This window comes from Streptomyces sp. NPDC059906, from assembly GCF_042730645.1.
GTDB classification, from domain to species: Bacteria; Actinomycetota; Actinomycetes; order Streptomycetales; family Streptomycetaceae; genus Streptomyces; species Streptomyces rubrogriseus.
The window spans coordinates 1-22,410 of sequence record NZ_JBHWKU010000035.1; the positions used below are offsets into that span (position 1 = coordinate 1).

Genomic DNA, 22,410 nt, shown 5'->3' on the forward strand with positions numbered 1-22,410 from the left:
GCGCGCGGGGCCCCCCCCGCCCGCCCGGGCCCGCCCCCACCCGGGGGGGGCCCGCCCCGGCCCTTGTGCTTGCCCCCTCTGTTGCTCCACCTCGTGCATGACTTGCGTGACTTGCGGGCTGGGAACGGTCCGTTCACCGCTCGCCCTCCCTTTGTTGCCAGTTCAAGTGCTGCGCAAGCCCGTCGCAAGCAACGCAAGTCGTTTACGTGTCAATTTCCGCCCCAACCGCGACCGTTGACAAACCGGTGACGCGCTAGAAACCTGATGACGCACTTTCCGCAAAGAATCGACTGTCCTGCTCAATTGGCGCGCAGATTCGGTGCTTCCCCCCAACTGCCGGGCCGCCGCGCCCTCCCCGACTCCCCACGGAACAGAGGACCCCCATGAGACGGAGATCTCTCGGCCGTCGGACGCTCACGGGCGCCGCCGTCGCCGGGCTGATGACCCTCGGGCTGCTGCCACTGCCCCTCGCCGCCACCGCGCAGGCGGCGACGGAGCCGGTGACGGCCGCCGCCGACGTCAACCTGGCCCTCGGCCGCCCCGCCAAGGCAGGCGGCTCGCACGGCGCCTACCCGGCCGGCAATGCCACCGACGGACAGCAGGCCACCTACTGGGAGGGGTCGGCCGGCACCTTCCCCGCGTGGCTCCAGGTCGATCTCGGCACCGCCCGCGACGTCGACCGGGTGGTCCTCAAACTGCCCGCCGGCTGGGAGAACCGGACCCAGACGCTCTCCCTGCGGGGCAGCACCGACGGCTCTACGTTCCACAGCCTCGACGCCTCGGACGGCCGGGCGTTCGGCCCGGCGCAGGCCGGCACCGTCGCCATCGACCTCGACACCCCCTCCGAGGCCCGCTACGTCCGCGTCGACATCACCGGCAACACCGGCTGGAACGCGGCGCAACTGGCCGAACTGGAGGTGTACGGCGACGACGTCGACACCGGCCCGCCGCCCACCGGCACCAACCTCGCCCGCAACAAGCCGGTCGAGGCCACCTCCACCACCCAGAACTACGTCGCCGCCAACGCCACCGACGACTCCACCTCCACGTACTGGGAGGCCGCCGGCAACCCGGCCGACCTCACCGTGAAGCTCGGCTCCGACGCCGACGTCAGCGGTGTCGTCGTCAAGCTCAATCCGGACCCGGTGTGGTCCGCCCGCACCCAGAGCATCCAGGTGTTCGGACGGGCCCAGGGCGAGGACGGCTTCACCTCGCTGCGCGACCGCGCCGACTACGCCTTCAGCCCGGGCCAGGACAACGCGGTGACCATCCCGGTCAGCGGCCGGGTCTCCGACGTACGGCTCCGGTTCTTCTCCAACACCGGCGCCCCCGGCGGCCAGGTCGCCGAGTTCCAGGTCCTCGGCAGCGCCGCACCCGCGCCCGACCTCACCGTCACCGGCCTCGACTGGTCGCCCGCCGCGCCGAACGAGCGCGACGAGGTCACCGTGAACGCCACGGTCCGCAACGCCGGCACCGCGGCCTCGGCCGCGACCACCACCGAGGTCACCGTGGAGGGCACCACGGCCGGCAGCGCCGCGGTCCCCGCGCTCGACCCCGGCGAGTCCGCCGAGGTCGCCGTCTCCACCGGCACCCACGCGGCCGGCAGCTACGCGGTCGCCGCCGTGGCCGACCCGAAGGACACCGTCGCCGAACTGGACGACACCAACAACAGCCGCTCCGCCGCCGACCGCCTCGTCGTCGACCGGGCGCCAGGACCCGACCTCGAAGTGCGCTCCATCACCACCAACCCGGCCAACCCGGCGGTGGGCGCCGAGGTCTCCTTCACCGTCGCCGTGCACAACCGCGGCACCAGCGCCGTCGAGGCGGGCTCGGTGACCCGGGTCCAGGCCGGCACCACCACCCTGGACGGCACCACCGGGCAGGTCGCGGCAGGCGCCACGGTGAACGTGCCGGTCAGCGGCACCTGGAAGGCGACGAGCGGCGGGGTCACCCTCACCGCCACCGCCGACGCCACCGCACGGGTCGCCGAGACCAACGAGAACAACAACGTGCTCGCCAAGTCCCTCGTCGTCGGACGCGGCGCCGCCGTCCCGTACACCGAGTACGAGGCGGAGGACGGCCGATACGACGGCACGCTGCTCAAGACCGACGCCAAGCGGACCTTCGGGCACACCAACTTCGGCACCGAGTCCTCGGGCCGCGAGTCCGTCCGGCTCGACGCGACCGGCGAGTACGTCGAGTTCACCTCCACCACGCCCACCAACTCAATCGTGGTGCGCAACTCCATCCCCGACGCCCCCGGCGGCGGCGGAGCCGAGGCCACCATCAGCCTCTACGCCGACGGCGAGTTCGTGCAGAAGCTCAACCTGTCGTCCAAGCACAGCTGGCTCTACGGCAGCACCGACGACCCGGAGGGCCTCACCAACCGGCCCGGCGGCGACGCCCGGCGCCTCTTCGACGAGTCCCACGCACTCCTCGACCGGACCTTCCCGCAGGGCACCGAGTTCCGCCTCCAGCGCGACTCGGGCGACTCGGGCGACTTCTACGTCATCGACCTGATCGACCTGGAGCAGGTCGCGCCCGCCAAGGCCAAGCCCGCCGAGTGCACCTCCATCACCGAGTACGGGGCCGTCCCCGGCGACGGACTCGACGACACCGACGCCATCCAGCGCGCCGTCACCGACGACCAGAACGGGAAGATCGACTGCGTCTGGATCCCTGCCGGGCAGTGGCGCCAGGAACAGAAGATCCTCACCGACGACCCGCAGAACCGCGGCCAGTACAACCAGGTCGGCATCAGCGACGTCACCGTCCGCGGCGCCGGCATGTGGCACTCCCAGCTCTACACCCTGACCCCGCCGCAGGAGGCCGGCGGCATCAACCACCCGCACGAGGGCAACTTCGGCTTCGACATCGACGGCAACACGCAGATCTCCGACATCGCCATCTTCGGCTCGGGCACCATCCGCGGCGGCGACGGCAACGCGGAGGGCGGTGTCGGGCTCAACGGCCGCTTCGGCAAGGGCACCAAGATCAGCAACGTGTGGATCGAGCACGCCAACGTCGGTGTCTGGGTCGGCCGCGACTACTCGAACATCCCCGAGCTGTGGGGCCCCGCCGACGGCCTGGAGTTCACCGGCATGCGCATCCGCGACACCTACGCCGACGGCATCAACTTCTCCAACGGCACCCGCAACTCCACCGTCTACAACTCCTCCTTCCGCACCACCGGCGACGACTCGCTCGCGGTCTGGGCCAACAAGTACGTGAAGGACACGTCCGTGGACATCGGCCACGACAACCACTTCCGCAACAACACGATCCAGCTGCCGTGGCGGGCCAACGGCATCGCGGTGTACGGCGGCTACGGCAACACCATCGAGAACAACGTCGTCTCCGACACCATGAACTACCCCGGCATCATGCTCGCCACCGACCACGACCCGCTGCCCTTCTCCGGGCAGACCCTCATCGCGGGCAACGCCCTGCACCGCACGGGCGGCGCGTTCTGGAACGAGGACCAGGAGTTCGGTGCCATCACCCTCTTCGCCCAAGGCAAGGACATCCCGGGCGTGACCATCCGGGACACCGAGATCCTCGACTCGACCTACGACGGCATCCAGTTCAAGACGGGAGGCGGCGCGATGCCGGACGTGAAGATCGAGAACGTCCGCATCGACAAGTCGAACAACGGCTCCGGCATCCTCGCCATGGGCGGCGCCCGCGGCAGCGCGACCCTGACCGACGTCACCATCACCAACTCGGCGGAGGAGGACATACGGATCGAACCCGGCTCCCAGTTCAAGATCAACCAGTAGGCGGGCCGGCCGGAACCGGCCGGTAGCAGCAGCCGGTCACCTAAAAGCCGCCCGGCGGCGCGGAGCACCACCGCGTCGCCGGGCTTCCGCCGCGTCCGGGATCCGCCCCGGGGTGCGCTCGACCGGGACGCGGGGGTCGTCCTCGACGCGTTCGGCGTTGAGCTCGTTCACCGCGCCGAGCGCGTCGCCGATCGTCGCGTAGTCCACCGCGATGAAGTTGACCGGTCTGCCGCGCTGCCGTTCACAGGTGTGCGCCCGCTCCAGCACCCGCTGCCGCGAGTTGACGACCCCGGCGTCCAGCCGCAGCCCGCCGCCCGCCGTGACGAAGTGGTTCAGCAGGAACAGCCGCTTGTCCGAACCGCCCCGGTTGGGCAGGCACGACATCTCGTCCGGGCTGCGGAAGGCGAAGGGCGTCTCCATGCCGTACCGGTACAGGTTCCGGTACCAGGGCGCGGGTCCGTCCGCCTTCTCCGCGAAGACGACCAGCCGCCGACCGCTGTCGATCATGTCCCCGAGCGTCGGCCAGGGACGGTCCGGGTCCCGGTCCGGCTCGTACAGCAGGTCCGAGAGACCGGCCCGGACGAAGGCGTCCTGCGTCGTCACCGCGTCCACGCCGTCCTGGAGGATCAGCGTGACGATCTCCGTGGGGTTGTCGCGCAGCCACTCGCCGATCTGCCGCAGCGCCGGCTCCAGTTCGAGGGCCCCGGCGCCGCACACCGAGTGGCACAGCCACAGGCCCGGATGGGGCGGGTTCACCCGTTGCAGGATCGCGGTCAGCCGACGGCGCTCGGCGGGGGAGAAGTCGGAGGTGCTCAGCCGCTCCGCGACCTCCTCGGGCCGCTCCCAGCGGTGCGTGTCGAGCAGCAGGACCCGCGACCCGGCGCCCAGCTGACCGACGATGTCCGGGTCCTGGAGGGGACCGATGAACCGGTCCGCGGTCGTCGCCATCGCGTTGTGCGACGCGAGCTGGGCGATCTCGTCGTAGCGGGCGTCGCACAGCTCGGCACTGCCCTGGCAGATCCGCGGGGAGGAACCGCTGATCGCCACCGGCGCCAGCATCGTCCCGACGAGGGCGACGGCGGTGACCGTGAAGGTCAGCGCCGGAACGTGCCGCGGATCGGTGAGGACCGGCACGCTGGGCCGGGTCTGCCAGACCCAGCCGACGGTGATCAGCAGCGCGCCCGCGGCGAGCAGGATCACCGCGACGACGACGGCGGAGGTCAGCAGCCGGTCGAGCGCGGCGGCCTGCACGTCGGCGAGCAGCCCCGTGGCCGCGGGCGGCCAGGACGGCGGGGTGCCGAACAGCGTGTCGCCCAGCGTGAGCCGCAGCACGAGCACGGTGAGCGCCATGAGCGAGGCGGCGGCGGCCGGCACCCAGCCCAGCGGAATCAGCCGGCGCTTGGCGGGCGACGGCCGCAGGAACCACAGCAGGGTCAGCGCGGCGGCGCACAGCACGGCCGCCGCCGGTTCCACCACCTCCTGGAAGAGGCGGGTGACCTTGCGGGCACGGTCCAGCGGAGCCAGTGCCTCGGTCCCGGGGTCGACGTCGACGCTCACCACCCACGTGCCCTGCTTCGCCTCCCGCAACAGCTCCTCGGCGGCGTCCCGGACCTGGTCGGTCAGGGCCACCGGGGCGATCGCGGCCAGGGCGGAGGCCACGTCGCCCCGGTCCAGGGCCGTCAACACGGTCGATCTGACGCCGTCGCGCGCCGCGCCGTCCGGCACCAGCCGCATCAGCGCGTCCGTGGCCGCGTCCGCCTGGCTGCGGGAGAGCGGCAGCGTCGGCAGCTCGTCCAGCGGCGCCTCACCGGCCACCACCTGCGCCACCAGCTCACTCAGGTGCTGCACGAAGGCCTGGAAGTCGGGTTCGGACCGCTTCTGCAGCGCCGCGACGGCATCACCGAAGTACGCCTGGCTGAGCCGTTCGACGTTCGCGACGACGGGCTCCAGGTCGACCGTGATCCGCAGCCGCTCGCGGTCGCCCTCCAGGTAGTGGACCATTTCCGCGATCTGCCCCTGGCCCATGGTCCGCAGCGTCTCGGGCGGGACCACCACCTTGAGGTTCGAGGTGATGGTCGACTGCGGAACGGGCAGCCGCTCCAGCAGGTCGCTGGTGAACGGCGTACTGCGCGGGTCCACCAGCACCTCGTCGTAGAAGCGCTGGTAGGCGTGCTCGTCCTCCAGCACCTGGCCGTAGAACCCGGGGTCCAGCACCGTACTGCGGACGACGGCCGCCGCGGCCAGGACGGTCAGGCTCAGCACGGCCACGCACCAGACCAGCACCTCGACCCAGGGCGAGCGCCGAACCAGTGCGTTCATGGAACCATTCTCGTATCAGCCGGCCGTAGTGCCGCACGGCACCCGGACGGGGCGTGCCCTCACACGCATGCCCCGGCCGGGGCCGGCCGATACCCGTCAGCTTCCGGCCGGCGCCCCGTCCGGTGCGTCGCTCCCCTGCGGATGGACGCAGTGCCACCGATGCGCCCCGGGTCCCTCTGCCGCCGCCGGGAAGACGGTGGCGCAGGCGTCGTCCGCCTTCCAGCAGCGGGTGCGGAACGGGCAGCCGGAGGGCGGGTGGGTGGCCGAGGGCACCGGGCCGTGCAGCACGATCCGCTCGGGCCGCTCCAGCAGGCTCGGCGTCGCGGAGAGCAGCGCCTCGGTGTACGGGTGCCGGGAGGCGCCGGAGACCTCGGCGGACCCGCCCTCCTCGACCACGCGGCCCAGGTACAGCACCGCGATGCGGTCCGCGAGGTACCGGACCGTCTGGACGTCGTGCGAGATGAACACCATGCCGAGGCCCAGCCGGGCGCGCAGGTCCACCAGCAGGTTGAGGATCTGGGCGCGCACCGACACGTCCAGGGCGCTGGTGGGCTCGTCGGCGACGATCAGCTCCGGCTCCAGGGCCAGGGCGCGGGCGATGGCCACCCGCTGGCGCTGGCCGCCGGACAGCTGACCCGGCAGCGCGTCCAGGGTGTGCCCGGGCAGCCCGACCAGGTCGAGCAGTTCCGCCACCCGTTCCTCCCGCCCGGCCCGCGTGCCGCGCCGGTGCACGTCCAGCGGGTCGCGCAGGATCCGGCGCACCGGCAGCCTCGGGTTGAGCGCGGTGGAGGCGTCCTGGAAGACCACGCCGACGGCGGCTCCGAACCCGGTGCGGCGCTCGGCGGCGCCCATCGTCCACAGGTCCCGGCCCCGGAAGTACACGTGTCCCTCGGTGGGGCGCTGCAGTCCGGTGACCACGCGGGCCAGCGTGGACTTGCCGCAGCCCGACTCGCCGACCAGGCCGAGGATCTCGCCGGGCCGGACTTCCAGCGAGGTGTCGGTCAGGGCGTGCACGGCGTCCCGGCGCAGGATGCCGCCGCTGCGGGCCCGGTGCCGTACGTGGATGCGGTCGAGCCGGACGAGTGGGTCCATGGTGCGGTCCTCGGTGGCGGTCATCGGGCACCCTCCAGCGACTTCGCGGGCGCCGGGTGGTGGCAGGCGAAGTGGTGGTCCAGGCCGGCCTCCCGGTCGGTGGCGGGCGGCGGCGTGGTGGCGCACAGGTCGGTGGCGGCGGCGCAGCGGGAGGCGAACCGGCAGCCCGGACCGAACGCCTTCGGGGCCGGTACGACGCCGCGGATCTGGTGCAGCCGCCCGGCGCCCGACTCCAGTGAGACGACCGAGCCGAGCAGCCCCCGGCTGTAGTGGTGCGCCGGATCGGTCAGCAGCGCACGGGTGTCACCGGCCTCGGCGACCTGACCGGCGTACATCACCGCGACCCGGTGGGCGAGGTCGCCGACCAGGGCGAGGTCGTGGGAGACGAGGACCATCGCGAAGCCGAGTTCGTCGCGGAGCCGGACCAGCAGCTCGACGACCTGGGCCTGCACGGTGACGTCGAGGGCGGTGGTCGGCTCGTCGGCGATCAGCAGGCGCGGGCCGCGGGACAGGGCCATGGCGATCAGCACGCGCTGGCGCTGGCCGCCGGACAGCTCGTGCGGGTAGCTGCGCAGGGTGCGCTCGGGGGAGAGGCCGACCAGTTCGAGCAGCTCGGCGGGGGTGCGGGTGCCGCCGCGGGAGGTGAGCCACTTCAGCTGGGTGCCGATCAGCACGGACGGGTTCAGGGACGACATGGCGTCCTGGTAGACCATCGCGATCTCCGGACCCATCAGCGCCCGGCGCTCCTTCGGCGCCAGCTTCAGCAGGTCGCGGCCCCGGTAGCGGATCTCGCCCTCGGCCTCGGCGTTGCGGGCCAGCAGGCCCATGACCGCCAGGCTGGTGATCGACTTGCCGCAGCCCGACTCGCCGACCAGGCCGAGGGTCTCGCCCTCGCGGACGGTGAAGGAGATGCCGTCGACGACGAGGGTGTCGCCGTAGCGGTCCGGGAAGCGGATGGACAGGTCCCGTACGACGAGCAGGTCGGCCGCGTCCTCGGCGAGCGGCGGCACGGCGGGCTCCATGGCCCCCAGCCGGGCCGCCAGTTCGGCGAGCGCGGCGTTCACCTCGGCCTCGTCCGCCGCGGGAGCGGGGGCGCCGGCGCTGTCGTCGGCGTCGGTGCCGCCGGTGCGGGACCTGTCCGGGGAGGCGGCGGCGTCGGTCATGCCCTCGGAGAGCACGTTCAGCGCGAGCACCGTGACCAGCACGCACAGACCGGGGAAGAGGGTCGCCCACCAGCCGCCGGACAGCAGGATCTGCCGGCCGTAGGCCAGCACGCTGCCCCAGCTCGGGTCGGGGTCCTGCACACCGGCGCCGATGAAGGACAGGCTCGCCTCGAAGATGATGGAGTCGGCCACCATGACCGTCGCGAACACCAGCACCGGCGCCGCGCAGTTGATCGCGACGTGCCGGGCCACGATGTAGCCGCGGCGGGCGCCGACGACCCGCTCGGCGGCGACGTAGTCCTCGCCGTACTGCTCCAGCACGTTGGCCCGCACCACGCGGGCCAGCGAGGGCGAGTAGACGAACGCGATGGTGAAGATGATGACCGGCACGCTGGGCCCGAAGACCGCGACGAGCACGGCGGCCAGCGCGATCGGCGGGAAGGACATGACGACGTCGAGCGTGCGCATCACCGACTCGTCGGCGAGCCTGCGCGAGGTGGCCGCCAGCGCGCCCAGGGCGGAGCCCAGGACCAGGGCGAGCAGGGTGGCGCCGAGTCCGATGACCAGGGAGTAGCGCGCACCGTGCACGACCCGGGCGAACACGTCGCGGCCGGCCCGGTCGGTGCCGAACCAGTGGTCGGCGCCCGGCGCCTGCGCGGGGATGCCGGTGGCGAGCGGGTCCTGGGTGAGCAGCGGCGCGAACACCGCGCCGAGCACCACCACGAGGAGGAGTCCGAGGGCGATCCGGGAGGGCACGGGCAGCCGGCGCAGGCGGGTGCCGGGCCGGGCGAGGTGCCCGGCGAGGGAGCGTGGAGCGAACATCACACCGTCCTGATGCGCGGGTTGACGAGCAGGTAGAGCAGGTCGACGACGACGTTGACCACGAGGAAGGCGATCGCGATGGTGAGCACGGTGCCCTGGACCAGACCGACGTCGCCGCCGTTGACACCCTCGAGGATCAGCTTGCCCATGCCGGGCAGGTCGAAGATCGCCTCGATGACGACGGCGCCGCTGAGCATGTAGCCGACCTTGACGCCGAGCACGGTCAGCGGGGTGACCAGGGCGTTGCGCAGCACCGAGCGGATGATCAGGAACGGCGGCAGGCCGCTGCCCTTGGCGGTGCGCACGTAGTCGCGGTCGAGTTCGGTGACCATCGAGGTGCGGATGAGGCGGGCCAGCGAGGAGGCGACGGGCAGGGCGAGGGAGAACGCGGGCAGCGCCATGCTCTCGATCCAGCCGGAGAAGGAGTCGGCCGGGTTGACGTAGCCGCCGGTCGGGAAGAGCGGCATGTTCAGCGCGAACTGCTGGATGAGCAGCACACCGATCCAGAACGAGGGCAGCGCGATGCCGGCCATCGACAGCACCCGGAAGACCTGGTCCGGCCAGCGGTCCCGGTAGACCGCGCTGAGGACACCGAAGACCAGCGCCAGCACGACGGCCAGCGTCAGGCCGAGCAGGGTCAGTTGCAGGGTGAGCGGGAACGCGGTGGCGATCCGGTCGGTGACGGGCTGACTGGGCGACATGGTGACGCCGAGGTCCCCGCGCAGCAGGTCACCCAGGAAGGCGAAGTAGCGCACGGGCAAGGGGTCGTTGAGACCGTTGGCCTCGGCGAACGCCGCTCGCGCCTCGGGGCTCGCCGACTCGCCCAGCGCGTTGTACGCGGGGTCGGTCGGCGAGAACTGGAGGACCACGAAGACCAGCAGCGCGATGCCGAGGACCATCACCGGCATCATCGCGACGCGGCGCAGCGCGAGCCGGAGGAATGCAACCATCGTGAGGTTCCTAGCGATTGGGGCGGGGGCCGCCGCCGGTGGTGGCGCGGCGGCGGCCCGGCGGCCTGGGCGTGCGGGGTCAGCCCCGGCCGACGTCGAGGAAGGACAGTCCGGTGGTGGGCAGCGGCTCGAACCCGCTCAGCGCCCCCTCCCGCCAGGCGGTGGGCAGCTTGCGGTGCAGGATCGGGTACAGGGCGGCCTCGTCGGCGACCAGGTCGGTGACCTGGCCCCACAGCTCCTTGCGCTTGGCCTCGTCGGCCTCCGCGGCGGCCTTGTCGAGCAGCGACCTGGTCTGCTTGTAGGCGTCGCTGCCCTTCCAGCCGTAACGGTTCTCCGGCCAGAAGCCGTAGTAGAACCAGCGCAGCAGCAGGTCGGCGTCGTTGCCGAAGACGGACGGGTCGCCCGGCGCGGCCAGTGCGTCGAAGTTGCCCTGGTCGATCTCGGCGTACTGGGCCGCGGACTGCTGGATGTCCAGCTCGGCGTCGACGCCGACCGCGGCCCAGCTCTCCTTGATCAGCGGCGCGATGTCCTTGACCCAGCCGTTGTCGGTGAGCATCAGCGTGAAGGAGAGCTTGTCCACGCCCGCCTCGGCGAGCAGCTTCTTGGCCTTGGCCGGGTCGTGCGCGTAGACGGTGGCGGCCTTGTGGTAGTCCGGGTGGGTGGCCGGGACGTAGCCGGAGGCGGCCTCGGCGTTGCCGAGCAGCGCGGTGGAGATGATCTTCTCGGTGTCCAGGGCGTAGTGCAGCGCCTGGCGCACCCGCTTGTCCCCGAACCGCTGGTCGGCGCAGTTGAACATCAGGAAGAGCAGCCCGAAGGACTGGACCGACTCCACCTTGTCCTGGCCGGTGAAGCCCTTGACGTCGATGTAGGGCACGTCCTCGATGGCCTGCACGCGGCCCGACTTGAGCGCGCTGACCCGGGCGGACGGGTCGGACATCAGCCGCCAGATCATCTTCTTGGCCTTGGCCGGGTGGGGGCCGTTGTACTTGTCGTACGCCTCCATGACGATCTTGTCCTCGCGGACCGCCGAGACGAACCTGTACGGGCCGGTGCCGACGGGCCTGGCGTCGAAGGACTTGGCGTCCGCGCCCGCGATCTTCTTCGGCACGATCCGCACCACGGATATGCGGGAGGGGAAGAGCGCGAAGGCGTACTTCAGCTTGAACTCCACAGTCGACTCGTCGACGGCCGTGACCCGGTCGACGAACGGGACGAACTGCGCCATCAGCGAGGCGTTCGCCTCGTCCAGGACCCGCTCGAAGCTGAACACCACGTCGTCCGCGGTGACCGCCGAGCCGTCGTGGAAGGTCGCGCCCTCGCGCAGGGTGGCCCGGTAGGTGGTCGCGTTGATCTTCTTGGGCATCCCGGTCGCCAGCGCCGGGCGCGCCACGAGCGTGACCGGGTCGAGGTCGACCAGCCCCTCGAAGATGTGCATGTTGGCCGCGTACGGGGTCGCACCCGAGGTGATCATCGGGTCGAAGCCGGTGGACAGCGGATAGGACAGCCCGGCCTCGATGGTGTCGCCGCCACTGCCCGAGCCGCCGGTGCCGTCCTTGCTGGAGGCCGGTCCTCCGCAGGCCGTCAGGCCCGTGGTGACCGCGGTCGCCACACCGATGGCACTGGTGTATCTCATGAAGGTGCGGCGATCGACGCCGGCTGCACTGCGCGCGGACAAGGAGTCCTCCAGGCGGGGAGATGAGAGTCGAGCAAGGTGGAGGAGGCGAGCGTGGTCGGCGCCTCACCGACGGCGCATCAGACGTCTGATGTCTGATGCTTGATAACGTGGGAACGTAGCCGGGCAAGTGAGAGGGGTCAAGAGGTGGCGGTGGGGCAAAGGGCGATTCGGCCGAGAGAGCCGGAGCCCAAGACGGCACGACAACCGTTGCGCCAGGAGGTCGTCGACGGCATCAAGGCCTACATCCTGCGCAACGATCTGCGGCCGGGGGATCCGCTGCCGACCGAGCCCGCCCTGTGCGAGGCGCTCGGCGCGAGCCGGTCCAGCGTGCGGGAGGCGATCAGGATCCTCACCGCACTCGACATCGTCGAGGTGCGGCACGGGCACGGCACCTACGTGGGCAGGCTGAGCCTGTCCGCCCTGGTGGAGAGCCTGACCTTCCGCGGTCTGCTCAGTCCCGACGACGACTTCCAGGTGATGAGCGACCTCATCGAGGTCCGGGAGCTGTTCGAACGGGGCATGGCCGAGCGGCTCGTCGCCTCGCTGGACGAGGAGCAGATCGGCCGGCTCGAGGCGCACGTCGACGAGATGCGCAGGGCCGGCGCGGGGGAGGGGCACGGGTTCGTCGAGGCGGACCGGGCCTTCCACACGCTGCTCCTGGCCCCGCTCGGCAACGACCTCATCGGCCAGCTCTCGGCGGCCTTCTGGGACGTCTACGTCATCGTCGCGCCGCATCTCGACGTGTTCACCCGCGAGCACGAGGCGGCCACCATCGCCAACCACCAGCGCATCGTGGACGCCGTGCGCGACCGCGACCCGGTCGAGTTCGCGGCGGCCCTCGCCGAGCACTACGCGCCGGTGCGCCTGCGGATCGAGGAGGCCCGCGCCCGGCGCTGACCGGGTCGCACGGACGGTGAAGGCGCCCCCGCCGGGGGCGCCTTCTTCGCGCCCGGGGCCGGGAGGTCCGGCGCGCGGCCCGGGGGACGGGCACTTGACGGTCGTCTGCGGGATCTCTAATGTCCTCGATCAGCAGACATCAGACGTCTGCTGATCGAGAGTGAACCGCTCCGGCGAACCGCTCTCCTCGTCGGGACCGGTCCGGCCGGTCCCTCCCGTTCCTCCGTGCTGCGCCGCGCGCACGCCTCACCCACCGGGGCCCCTCCATGCCACTGACGGACCTCACCCTCGCCCAGTGCCTGGCACTGCGGCCCGACCTCGACGAGCCCGCCGACCTCGACGCCTTCTGGGAGCAGACCCTCCGCGAGGCCCGGGACGCCGGCGGCGCGTCCGGCTTCACGCCGGTGGAGACCGGCCTGACCGAGGTGACGACGCACGACGTCACGGTGCCGGGGTTCGCCGGTGAGCCCGTCCGGGGCTGGCTGCACCTGCCCGCCCGCAGGAGCGCACCGCTCGGCTGCGTGGTGGAGTTCCTCGGCTACGGGCGCGGTCGCGGCCTGCCGCACGAGCAGGTGCTCTGGGCCAACGCCGGTTACGCCCACCTCATCATGGACACGCGCGGCCAGGGCTGGTCCACCGCGGGCGGCGACACCCCCGACACCGCCGCCCTGAACGGCACCGTCCCCGGGTTCCTCACCCGCGGCGTCGAAAGCCCCCACGACCACTACTACCGGCGGGTGTTCACCGACGCGGTGCGCTTCGTGGAGGCCGCCCTCGCCCACCCCGCCGTGGACCGGGACAAGGTCGTCGTCACCGGCGTCAGCCAGGGCGGCGGCATCGCCCTCGCGGTGGCCGGGCTCGTGCCGGGCCTGGCCGGGGTGATGCCCGACGTCCCCTTCCTCTGCGACATCCGGCGCGGCGCGACGATCGCGGCCCGGCCGCCCTACACCGAGGTCGCCGAGTACCTGCGGCTGCACCGCGACCGCACCGAGGCCGTCTTCACCACCCTGTCCTACGTCGACGCCGCGCTGCTGGCCGCCCGCGCCACCGCCCCGTCGCTCTTCTCCATCGCGATGATGGACGACGTCTGCCCGCCTTCGACGAGCTTCGCGGCCTACCACCGCTACGGCGGCCCCAAGGACCTGCGCGTCTACGGGTTCAACGGCCACGAGGGCGGCGGCGGCCACCACCGCCGCGAACAACTCGCCTGGGTGCGCGAGCTGCTCACCGCCTCCCGCCCCGAGGCCCCCACCGCCTCGACCGCACCGCACGCCCCCCGACTCGCCTGATCCCTCACCCGAGAAGAGGCCTGTTCATGCAGCGAAGAGTCACCCTGGCCGTCGGCACCGCAGCCCTGGCCGTCCTGGGCACCACCGTCCCCGCCGCCCACGCCGCCGACTCCCCCCACAAGGCCGCCGCGGCCGCCGGGACCCTCACCTCCCAGGACCTGGCCACCGCGGGCACCGGCTCCCCCTACTACCGCATCCCCGCCCTGACCCGGACCACCGAGGGCACCCTGCTCGCCGCCTACGACGCCCGCCCCACCCTCGGCGACCTGCCCGGCAACATCGGCGTCGTCCTCAGGCGCAGCACCGACGGCGGCACCACCTGGCAGGCCCAGCAGGTCGTGCGCAAGGACGCCGCCCCCAAGGGCTACGGCGACCCCAGCCTCCTCGTCGACCGCGAGACCGGCCGCGTCTTCCTCTTCTACGCGGCCTCCGTGAACCAGGGCTTCTTCGGTTCCGCCACCGGCAACGACGAGAGCGACCCGGACGTCCTCCAGGCCGACTACAGCTACTCCGACGACGACGGCCTCACCTGGCAGCACGAGCGGATCACCGCCGACGTCAAGGACCCCTCCTGGGCCGGCATGTTCGCCGCCTCCGGCGAGGGCATCCAGCTGCGCCACGGCACCCACAAGGGCCGCCTGATCCAGCAGTACGCCATCCGCAGGAACGGCGCCAACTACGCGGTCAGCGCCTACAGCGACGACCACGGCGCCACCTGGAGGACGGGCACCCCCGTCGGCCCCGGCGGCGACGAGAACAAGACCGTCGAGCTGTCCGACGGCCGCGTCATGCTCAACAACCGCTCCAAGCCGTACCGCACGGTCGCCTACTCCACCGACGGCGGCGTCACCTACAGCCCCTTCCAGCAGGACACCGAGCTGCCGGACCCGGCCAACAACGGCTCCGTCACGCGTTTCGCGCCGAACGTGGACGCCTCGCACCCGCGCGCCTCGTGGCTCATGTTCAGCAACACCGCGACGACCGGCAGCCGCAGCAACCTCACCGTCCGCCTCTCCTGCGACAACGGGCAGACCTGGCCGGTGCGCAGGACCGTCGAGTCCGGCGCCGCCGCCTACTCGACGCTCACCCCGCTCAGCGACGGCACGGGCCCCAACCCGGGCATGGGCCTGCTGTGGGAGCGGGGCAACGTCGACCACATCACCTACTCCTCCTTCGACCTGACGTGGCTCGGCGGAGTCTGCGCGCCGGTCACCGTCACCTCGCCCGCCTCCCTGCCCGCCGGGCAGACCACCACCGTCACCGTCCGCGTCGTCAGCCAGAACGACGTACGGCTGCCGGCCGGCACGGTCTCGCTCGACCTGCCCGACGGCTGGAGCGCCCCGGAGACCGCCGTGCCCGCCCTCGACCCCGGTCAGGGCGCGAACACGAAGATCCCCGTCACGGTCCCCGCGAACGCCACCGCGGGCGACGTGCGGGCCACCGCGGCCTACGAGGTCCGCGGCCGCCGGCACTCCTACGGCGACAAGACGCTCACCGTCACCCAGCCGTAGCCGGCCACGGGCCGCCCGGCACCGGCACCCCGGCGCCCGGCGGCCCGTTCCACCCGTACCACCACCCGCACAGCCCAGGAGAAACACCATGTCCTCGTCCCAGCCCCTGAGCGGCGTCGTGCCGCCCGTCTGCACTCCTCTGGACGCGTCGGGCGAAGTCGACACCGCCTCGCTCGCCCGGCTCGTCGAGCACCTCGTCGGCGGGGGAGTGCACGGGCTGTTCGCCCTGGGCTCCAGCAGCGAGGTCGCCTTCCTCACCGACCGGCAGCGGGCCGTCGCCCTCGACACGGTCGTCGAGGCGGTCGCGGGCCGCGTCCCCGTCCTCGCCGGTGTCATCGACACGACCACCCCCCGGGTGCTCGTGCACGCCGAGGCCGCCCGCGAGGCCGGGGCCGACGCCCTGGTGGCCACCGCCCCCTTCTACGCCCGCACCCACCCGCGCGAGATCGCCGCCCACTTCCGCGCGATCCGCTCCGCCGTCGACCTGCCCCTGTACGCCTACGACCTCCCCGTCTCGGTGCACAGCAAGCTCTCCGCCGCCCTGGTGCGCGAACTCGCCGAGGACGGCACGCTGGCCGGGCTCAAGGACAGCAGCGGCGACGAGGGCGGCCTGCGCCGGCTCGTCGTCGAACTGGGCGGACGCCACGGCCGCGCCGACGGCCCCGCCCCCTCCTTCAGCATCCTCACCGGCTCCGAACTGACCGTGGACGCCGCCCTGCTGGCCGGCGCCGACGGCGTGGTCCCGGGCCTCGGCAACGTCGACCCCGCCGGATACGTCCGCCTCTACGACGCCGTGCGCGGCGGCGACCTGGACGGCGCGGCCAAGGAACAGGAGCGGCTCGTCGAGCTGTTCGGCCTGGTCGACGCGGGCCCGGAGAGCGAGATGGGCCGCAACTCCTCGGCCATCGGCGCCTTCAAGCACGCCCTGCGGCTGCTCGGCGTGTTCAGCCACGGCATTACCGCCGCGCCGCAGATCCAGCTGGGCGAGGACGCGGTCGCCCACGTCGAGCGGCACCTGCGCGGCGCCGGGCTGCTGCCGGTCCGATGACCGCACCGCACCCGGACGCACCGGTCATCGGCCTCGACCTGGGCGGCACCAAGATCGCCGCCGCCCTGGTCGGGTCCGACGGCACGGTGCTCGCCCGGCACACCCTGCCCACCCCGGCGACGGAGGGCGCCGAGGTGGTGCTGGACGCCCTGGCCATCGCCGCCCGCGCGGTACGGGTCCACGGCACCACCGCGATCGGCGTCGCCGCGGCCGGCGTCATCGACCCCGTCACCGGGACCGTCACCAGCGCCACCGACACCATCCGCGGCTGGGCCGGCACCGCCCTCGCGGCCGGTCTCGCCACCCGTACCGGACTCCCCGTCGCCTGCGACAACGACGTACGCGCCGCCGCCGCGACGGAACTGGACGGCCCCGACGACGACCGCACCCTCCTCTACGCCGCCGTCGGCACCGGAGTCGGCGGGGCCATCGCCGCGGCGGGACGCATGCTGCACGGCGCCGCCGGAATCGCCGGGCACCTCGGGCACCTGCCCAGCCCGGAGGCCGACGGGCTGCCCTGCACCTGCGGAGCCACCGGCCACCTGGAGGCCGTCGCGGCGGGCCCCGCCATCACCGCCCACTGCGCACGGCTCGGCGGTCGACCGGCCGACCGCCTCCAGACCGTCGCCGCACGCGCGGCCCAGGGCGACCCGCACGCCACCGCCGCCATCACGCTCGGCGCCCGCGCGACGGGCCGGGTCCTCGGCGGCCTCGCCAACGCGCTCGGACCGCACCGCGTCGTCGTCGCCGGCGGCGTGCCCCGCATCGGCGCCCTGTACCGGGACGCCCTGTGCGCGGCCTTCGCCGCCGAACTCATGCCCCCGCTGCGCGACCTGCGCCCGCGCCCGCCGCGGGGCGGCGCCGACGCCGCGGTCCTCGGGGCGGCCGCGCTGCCCCGCACCCTGCCCCTGCACCGGCCCCCCACCACTGGAGCCCCGTCATGACCCCGCCCCCGTCCCTGGCCGAGCGGCTCAAGGGCCGCCTGATCGTGTCCTGCCAGGCACCTCCCGGCGACCCGATGCGCCACACCGACACCCTGGTCCGCATGACCCTGGCGGCGCGCTCCGGCGGCGCTGCGGCCGTACGCGTCAACGACCCGGAGGTCGTCGCCGCCACCGCCGCGGCCGTCGACCTTCCGGTGATCGGCCTGTGGAAGGACGGCGACAGCGGCGTCTTCATCACCCCGACCGTGCGCCACGCGCTGGCCCTGGTCGAGGCGGGGGCCGCGGTCGTCGCCGCCGACGCCACCGCGCGTCCGCGGCCCGACGGCAGCACCTTCGCCGAGCTGGTCGAGGCCGTCCACGCGGCGGGCGCCCTGGTCATGGCCGACGTGTCGACGCTCGGCGAGGGCCGCGCGGCAGCCGGCCAGGGGGCGGACTTCCTCGGCACCACGCTGTCCGGCTACGTGCCGGGCTCCCCGGTGCAGGACGCCCCCGATCTGGCGCTCGTGACCGACCTCGCCGGTGCGCTCGGCACCCCGGTGATCGCCGAGGGCCGTATGGCGACGCCCGAGCAGGCCGCCCGGGCGCTCGCCGCCGGTGCGCACAGCGTCGTCGTGGGCACCGCCATCACGGCACCGACGGCGCTGACCCGGCTCTTCGCGGACGCCCTGGCGTCCTGACCCGGCACGCGCGAGGGGCGGCGGGAGAAGACCTCCCACCGCCCCATGCCCGTGTGTGCCGCGCTCAGACCGCCGGAGCCGGGTACGTCGGGTACTCCACCCCGGAGACGTGCTGCACGACGCGGACGACCTGGCAGGAGTAGCCGAACTCGTTGTCGTACCAGAGGTAGAGGATCGCGTTGTCGCCCTCGACCTTCAGCGCGCCCGCGTCCACGATCGAGGCGTGGCGCGAGCCGATGAAGTCGCTGGAGACGGCGTCGGGCGCGCCGATGAAGTCGATCTGGCGCTTGAGCGGCGAGGTCAGCGACACCTCGCGCAGGTGGTCCACGACCTCTTCGCGGCTCGCCTCGCGGGCCAGCTGGAGGTTGAGGATCGCGATCGACACGTCCGGCACCGGCACCCGGATGGAGCTGCCGGTGATCCGCGCCTTGAGGTCGGGCAGCGCCTTGGCGACCGCGGAGGCGGCACCCGTCTCCGTGATGACCATGTTCAGCGGCGCGCTGCGGCCGCGGCGGTCCGACTTGTGGTAGTTGTCCAGCAGGTTCTGGTCGTTGGTGAAGGAGTGCACCGTCTCCACGTGACCGCGCAGCACGCCGTACTCGTCCTCCATCGCCTTCAGCGGCGGGACGATCGCGTTGGTGGTGCAGGACGCGCAGGACAGGATCCGCTCGTCCGGCTTGATGGTGTCGTGGTTGACGCCGTGGACGATGTTCGGGACGTCGCCCTTGCCCGGCGCGGTCAGCACAACCTTGTCGATGCCCGGACGCAGGTGCTTCGACAGGCCCTCGCGGTCGCGCCACTTGCCGGTGTTGTCGATGAGGATGGCGTCCTTGATGCCGTACGCCGTGTAGTCGACCTGCGTCGGGTCGTCCGCGTAGATCACCTTGATGGCGTTGCCGTTGGCGAGGATCGTCCTGTTGTCCTCGTCGACGGTGATGGTGCCCTGGAACTGGCCGTGCACGGAGTCGCGGCGCAGCAGCGAGGCGCGCTTGACGATGTCCTCGGCGGCCCGCTCCCCGCCCCCGCGGACGACGATGGCGCGCAGCCGCAGCCCGTTGCCCGACCCGGCCTTCTCGATGAGCAGGCGGGCGACGAGCCGGCCGATGCGGCCGAAGCCGTACAGGACCACGTCGCGGCCGTCCCGCCGGTCGATCTTGTTGGCGCCGGTGGCCCCGGCGACGGCCTCGGCCGTGAACTCCTCGACCGACAGACCGCGGTCGTCGCTCCGGTGGGTCGCGGCGAGCATGCCGATGTCGATCTGCGAGGGACCGAGGTCCAGCGCGGTGAGCGCGCGCAGGAAGGGCATCGTCTCGGTGACCGACAGCTCCGCCCCGGCGATCTGGCGGGCGAAGCGGTGGGTCTTGAGGATGCTGACCACCGACTTGTTCACCAGGGAACGGCTGTGCAGCAGGATCGTGACGTCCTGCTCCCGGTGCAGCTTCCCGATCATCGGGATCATCGATTCCGCGGTCTCTTCGCGGTGCTTCCAGTTGGTGAACGAGTCGTCGTTGGCAGTCACGTCTCTATCTTTCGAGCTAGGCGGCGCTCATATGCTAACCCCACCGCGTTACTGATCGATCAAGTGGGCCCCTTGCTGATCAGATGAGTACGGGATATGAGTACGGGATCGTGCAGGTGGCTCGAACGGGGTTGCGCCGTGGGTGACCGGGTACGCGAGGCTGGACCGCGTCCGCGCCGATCGTGCGTGCGGGCCGCAACGCCGCCGCTACCAGGGAAAACGCCATGGAGACACCCGCGAACGACCACCCCGTGACACCCGCGCAGCGGGCACTGGACACGCTCGCCGAGACCACCGAGACCGCCGACAACACGACGGCGCTCGACACGCTCGCGAGCAGCGACGTCCTCGTGCCGGTGCCCGACGACGCGAACGACCAGGACGCCGCCGACCCCGGGATGCTGGCCCTGCCGGTCCTGGAGCAGCAGGGCGGCGGTCAGGTGGTGCCCGTGTTCACCTCGGAACTGGAGATGGCCGACCTGCTGCCGTACGTCTCCCGCTACCGCATGGTGCCGCTGGGCGCCCTCGCCGCGCAGTGGCCGGCCGACGACCTGTCGCTGTCCATCGACGCCGGCTCGGAGCACCGGCTCACCCTCACCTCGGACGGCGTGCGCACCCTGCTGGCCCGCCCCTGAGCCCCGAGGCCGGAGCGGAGGCCCGCGTCCCTGATCAGGGGCGCGGGCCTTCGTCGTCGTCCCCGCCGAGCGTGCGGGCCAGCGCGGCCCGCTGCAGCGGCAGTATCTCGGCGTGCAGCTCCCGGCCCCTGGCGGTCGGCGTGACGTACACGCCGCGCCGGTCCTCCGCGCACATGGAGCGCCGCACCAACCCGTCCTTCTCCAGCCGGGCGATGAGCCGGGACAGCGCGCTCTGACTGAGGTGGACCCGGCCGACCAGGTTCTGCACCCGGCACCGGTCGCCGTCGTCGGGCGCCCCGGTCACGAGGAGGTCGAGCACCTCGAAGTCGCTCGCGCCCAGCCCGTGCGGGTGCAGTGCCCGGTCGATCTCGCACATCGTGCGTGCGTGCACCGACAGGATGTCCCGCCACCGTTCCTCGAGCGGCGCACCGGCCGTCCTCGCTCCCATGACAGAACGGTAGCACCGGAACCGATATTGGTTGAATGTGCAAATGGCCCGGTTGCCGGACAACCGGGGTCCGGCTGCGGGAAGGTGGAGGGACACGGTACGGGCGGGCCCGCACGGAGGGAGGACGAGATGCCGAGGACCCCCGTGCACGGCACCCGTCTCGACATCCTGGAGTGGCTGAAGGACCCGGCCGCGCACTTCCCGCCGCAGCGTCACGTCGACCCCGCGGAGCACGGTGTCCACGCGGGCTCCGTCGCCGCCGGGCTGGGCGTCTCCCGCCGGGTGGCCGAGAGCCACCTCGGGCTCCTCACCCGTCTCGGCCTGCTGCGCGCCACCCGGATCCGCCGCCGCACCTACTACCGGCGCGACGAGGTGCGGATCGCCGAGGTGGCCCGGATGTTCGAGAAGGGCTGGTAGGCGCGGACGCCTCCCGGCGGGAGCCGGGCGCTCTCCCGGAGCGACCCGGGCGCCGCCGCGGCGTTACGCTGGGCATCTGCCGCGGCCCGCAGGGGCGCGGCGCGGCGGTGGGGCCCGCCGTACCCGAACCGCGGCTCAGGCGCCGCCAACGGTCCCTGCTTGACCAGCGCAGGAGGGCATCCCCCTGCCCGGCGAGTAGGAGACGTACGACCATGGCAGTCCCGAGGACCGGGCGCCCCGGCGGCATCCGGGCCACCGCCCCGAGACGGTCCGCATGGCGCAACCAGGCACCGGTCGTCGCGGTCGTGGCCCTCGGCGGCGGCACCGGAGCCGCCGCCCGCTACGCGGCCTCCCTCTGGTGGCCCACACCGGCCGGGGGCTTCCCCTGGACGACCTTCGGGGTCAACGCCGTCGGCTGTGCCGTGATCGGCGTGTTCATGGTGGCCATCACCGAGGTCCGGCCCGCCCACCGCCTGGTCCGGCCCTTCTTCGGCACCGGTGTGCTCGGCGGGTTCACGACCTTCTCCACCTACGCCGTCGACAGCCGGTCCCTGTTCGCCGACGGCCGGGTCCCCACCGGCCTGGCCTACCTCGCCGCGACGCCGCTCGCGGCACTCACGGCGGTGTGGCTCGCCGCATGGGCGGCCCGCCGGGTCCTGAAGTGGAGGCGGTCATGACGAGGCTGACCGGCAGCGCCCCGCGCCTGACCGGGTACGCCGGCGAGCACGACACCTGGCACCACCGTCCCCTGTCCTCGCCCATCCACACCGAGGGCCTGGTCACCCTCGACCCGTGCGAGGTCGTCGGGTACGAGGGCCGGAGGCCGTCGTGAACTGGCTGCTGGTCGTCGCGGGCGGCATGATCGGCGCCCCGCTGCGCTACCTCACCGACCGCGCCGTGCAGTCCCGGCACGACTCCGTCTTCCCCTGGGGCACCTTCACGGTGAACGTGATCGGCAGCGTCGTCCTCGGCCTGCTGACCGGCGCCGCCCTGGCCGGAGCGGTCGGCTCCGACCTGCGGCTGCTGCTGGGCACCGGCCTGTGCGGCGCCCTCACCACCTACTCGACCTTCTCCTACGAGACGCTCCGGCTGACCGAGACCGGCGCGCGCCTGCAGGCCGCGGTGAACGTGGGGGCAAGCGTGGCGGCCGGCCTCGCGGCGGCGTTCGCGGGGGTGACTCTGGCCGACGCGCTCTGGACCTGACGCCGGGCACACAGCCCGGTGT

Annotated in this window: 19 protein-coding genes; 12 read left to right on the forward strand and 7 right to left on the reverse strand. The window is 72.7% G+C overall.

Annotated elements, in window-relative coordinates:
- Positions 1 to 383: 383 nt before the first annotated feature.
- Positions 384 to 3,779: a CARDB domain-containing protein gene (locus ACFV9J_RS34360; RefSeq protein WP_385361064.1), complete on the forward strand. Its 3,396-nt coding sequence runs from the start codon at positions 384 to 386 to the stop codon at positions 3,777 to 3,779.
- Between the two features lie 36 nt (positions 3,780 to 3,815).
- Here ACFV9J_RS34360 and ACFV9J_RS34365 read toward each other — a convergent pair whose 3' ends face one another.
- The 5 genes from ACFV9J_RS34365 to ACFV9J_RS34385 form a co-directional block, all read right to left on the reverse strand.
- Complete coding sequence (locus tag ACFV9J_RS34365; protein ID WP_385361067.1) at positions 3,816 to 6,098, reverse strand: hypothetical protein; 2,283 nt, start codon at positions 6,096 to 6,098, stop codon at positions 3,816 to 3,818.
- A gap of 96 nt (positions 6,099 to 6,194) precedes the next feature.
- A complete protein-coding gene (locus ACFV9J_RS34370) occupies positions 6,195 to 7,214 on the reverse strand; it encodes an oligopeptide/dipeptide ABC transporter ATP-binding protein (protein ID WP_385361069.1) in 1,020 nt (339 codons plus the stop codon).
- Positions 7,211 to 9,175 carry a dipeptide/oligopeptide/nickel ABC transporter permease/ATP-binding protein gene (locus ACFV9J_RS34375; protein ID WP_385361071.1) on the reverse strand — a complete coding sequence of 655 codons (1,965 nt, stop codon included), beginning with the start codon at positions 9,173 to 9,175 and terminating at the stop codon, positions 7,211 to 7,213. Before ACFV9J_RS34375 ends, ACFV9J_RS34370 begins: the two co-directional genes overlap by 4 nt.
- A complete protein-coding gene (locus ACFV9J_RS34380; RefSeq protein WP_385361073.1) occupies positions 9,175 to 10,125 on the reverse strand; it encodes an ABC transporter permease in 951 nt (316 codons plus the stop codon). The genes ACFV9J_RS34375 and ACFV9J_RS34380 overlap by 1 nt, the downstream gene beginning before the upstream one ends.
- Positions 10,126 to 10,204: 79 nt before the next feature.
- Complete coding sequence (locus tag ACFV9J_RS34385) at positions 10,205 to 11,758, reverse strand: ABC transporter substrate-binding protein (protein ID WP_385361076.1); 1,554 nt, start codon at positions 11,756 to 11,758, stop codon at positions 10,205 to 10,207.
- A 186-nt stretch (positions 11,759 to 11,944) separates the two neighbouring features.
- Between ACFV9J_RS34385 and ACFV9J_RS34390 the strand changes: the two genes are divergently transcribed.
- From ACFV9J_RS34390 to ACFV9J_RS34415, 6 genes are all read left to right on the forward strand, one after another.
- Positions 11,945 to 12,697, forward strand: coding sequence for a FadR/GntR family transcriptional regulator (locus tag ACFV9J_RS34390; RefSeq protein WP_385361079.1), 753 nt, complete (start codon positions 11,945 to 11,947; stop codon positions 12,695 to 12,697).
- Between the two features lie 266 nt (positions 12,698 to 12,963).
- Positions 12,964 to 13,986: an acetylxylan esterase gene (locus tag ACFV9J_RS34395; protein WP_385361081.1), complete on the forward strand. Its 1,023-nt coding sequence runs from the start codon at positions 12,964 to 12,966 to the stop codon at positions 13,984 to 13,986.
- 26 nt (positions 13,987 to 14,012) lie between these two features.
- Positions 14,013 to 15,497, forward strand: a complete 1,485-nt coding sequence (locus ACFV9J_RS34400) for an exo-alpha-sialidase (protein ID WP_385361083.1) — start codon at positions 14,013 to 14,015, stop codon at positions 15,495 to 15,497.
- Positions 15,498 to 15,585: 88 nt separating this feature from the next.
- Positions 15,586 to 16,545, forward strand: coding sequence for a dihydrodipicolinate synthase family protein (locus ACFV9J_RS34405; RefSeq protein ID WP_385361085.1), 960 nt, complete (start codon positions 15,586 to 15,588; stop codon positions 16,543 to 16,545).
- On the forward strand, positions 16,542 to 17,489 hold the full coding sequence (locus tag ACFV9J_RS34410) for an ROK family protein (RefSeq protein WP_385361087.1): 948 nt from the start codon (positions 16,542 to 16,544) through the stop codon (positions 17,487 to 17,489). The genes ACFV9J_RS34405 and ACFV9J_RS34410 overlap by 4 nt, the downstream gene beginning before the upstream one ends.
- The gene (locus ACFV9J_RS34415; protein WP_385361089.1) at positions 17,486 to 18,166 is read left to right on the forward strand and encodes an N-acetylmannosamine-6-phosphate 2-epimerase; all 681 of its coding nucleotides are present in this window, start codon (positions 17,486 to 17,488) and stop codon (positions 18,164 to 18,166) included. Before ACFV9J_RS34410 ends, ACFV9J_RS34415 begins: the two co-directional genes overlap by 4 nt.
- A gap of 64 nt (positions 18,167 to 18,230) precedes the next feature.
- Here ACFV9J_RS34415 and ACFV9J_RS34420 read toward each other — a convergent pair whose 3' ends face one another.
- Positions 18,231 to 19,685 (reverse strand): glyceraldehyde-3-phosphate dehydrogenase, encoded by a 1,455-nt coding sequence (locus ACFV9J_RS34420; RefSeq protein ID WP_385361092.1) that lies wholly within the window; start codon positions 19,683 to 19,685, stop codon positions 18,231 to 18,233.
- Between the two features lie 224 nt (positions 19,686 to 19,909).
- On the opposite strand from ACFV9J_RS34420, the gene ACFV9J_RS34425 reads away from it, so the two are divergent.
- Positions 19,910 to 20,320, forward strand: a complete 411-nt coding sequence (locus tag ACFV9J_RS34425) for an SseB family protein (protein WP_385361094.1) — start codon at positions 19,910 to 19,912, stop codon at positions 20,318 to 20,320.
- Between the two features lie 34 nt (positions 20,321 to 20,354).
- Here ACFV9J_RS34425 and ACFV9J_RS34430 read toward each other — a convergent pair whose 3' ends face one another.
- Complete coding sequence (locus ACFV9J_RS34430; protein WP_385361096.1) at positions 20,355 to 20,768, reverse strand: MarR family winged helix-turn-helix transcriptional regulator; 414 nt, start codon at positions 20,766 to 20,768, stop codon at positions 20,355 to 20,357.
- A gap of 129 nt (positions 20,769 to 20,897) precedes the next feature.
- Here ACFV9J_RS34430 and ACFV9J_RS34435 point away from each other — a divergent pair, with 129 nt between their 5' ends.
- From ACFV9J_RS34435 to crcB (ACFV9J_RS34450), 4 genes are all read left to right on the forward strand, one after another.
- A complete protein-coding gene (locus ACFV9J_RS34435; RefSeq protein WP_385361098.1) occupies positions 20,898 to 21,185 on the forward strand; it encodes an ArsR family transcriptional regulator in 288 nt (95 codons plus the stop codon).
- Positions 21,186 to 21,397: 212 nt separating this feature from the next.
- Positions 21,398 to 21,862 (forward strand): fluoride efflux transporter CrcB, encoded by a 465-nt coding sequence (gene crcB, locus ACFV9J_RS34440; RefSeq protein WP_385361101.1) that lies wholly within the window; start codon positions 21,398 to 21,400, stop codon positions 21,860 to 21,862.
- On the forward strand, positions 21,859 to 22,017 hold the full coding sequence (locus tag ACFV9J_RS34445; RefSeq protein ID WP_385361104.1) for a hypothetical protein: 159 nt from the start codon (positions 21,859 to 21,861) through the stop codon (positions 22,015 to 22,017). The genes crcB (ACFV9J_RS34440) and ACFV9J_RS34445 overlap by 4 nt, the downstream gene beginning before the upstream one ends.
- Positions 22,014 to 22,388, forward strand: a complete 375-nt coding sequence (gene crcB, locus ACFV9J_RS34450) for a fluoride efflux transporter CrcB (RefSeq protein ID WP_385361106.1) — start codon at positions 22,014 to 22,016, stop codon at positions 22,386 to 22,388. Before ACFV9J_RS34445 ends, crcB (ACFV9J_RS34450) begins: the two co-directional genes overlap by 4 nt.
- Positions 22,389 to 22,410 lie beyond the last annotated feature (22 nt).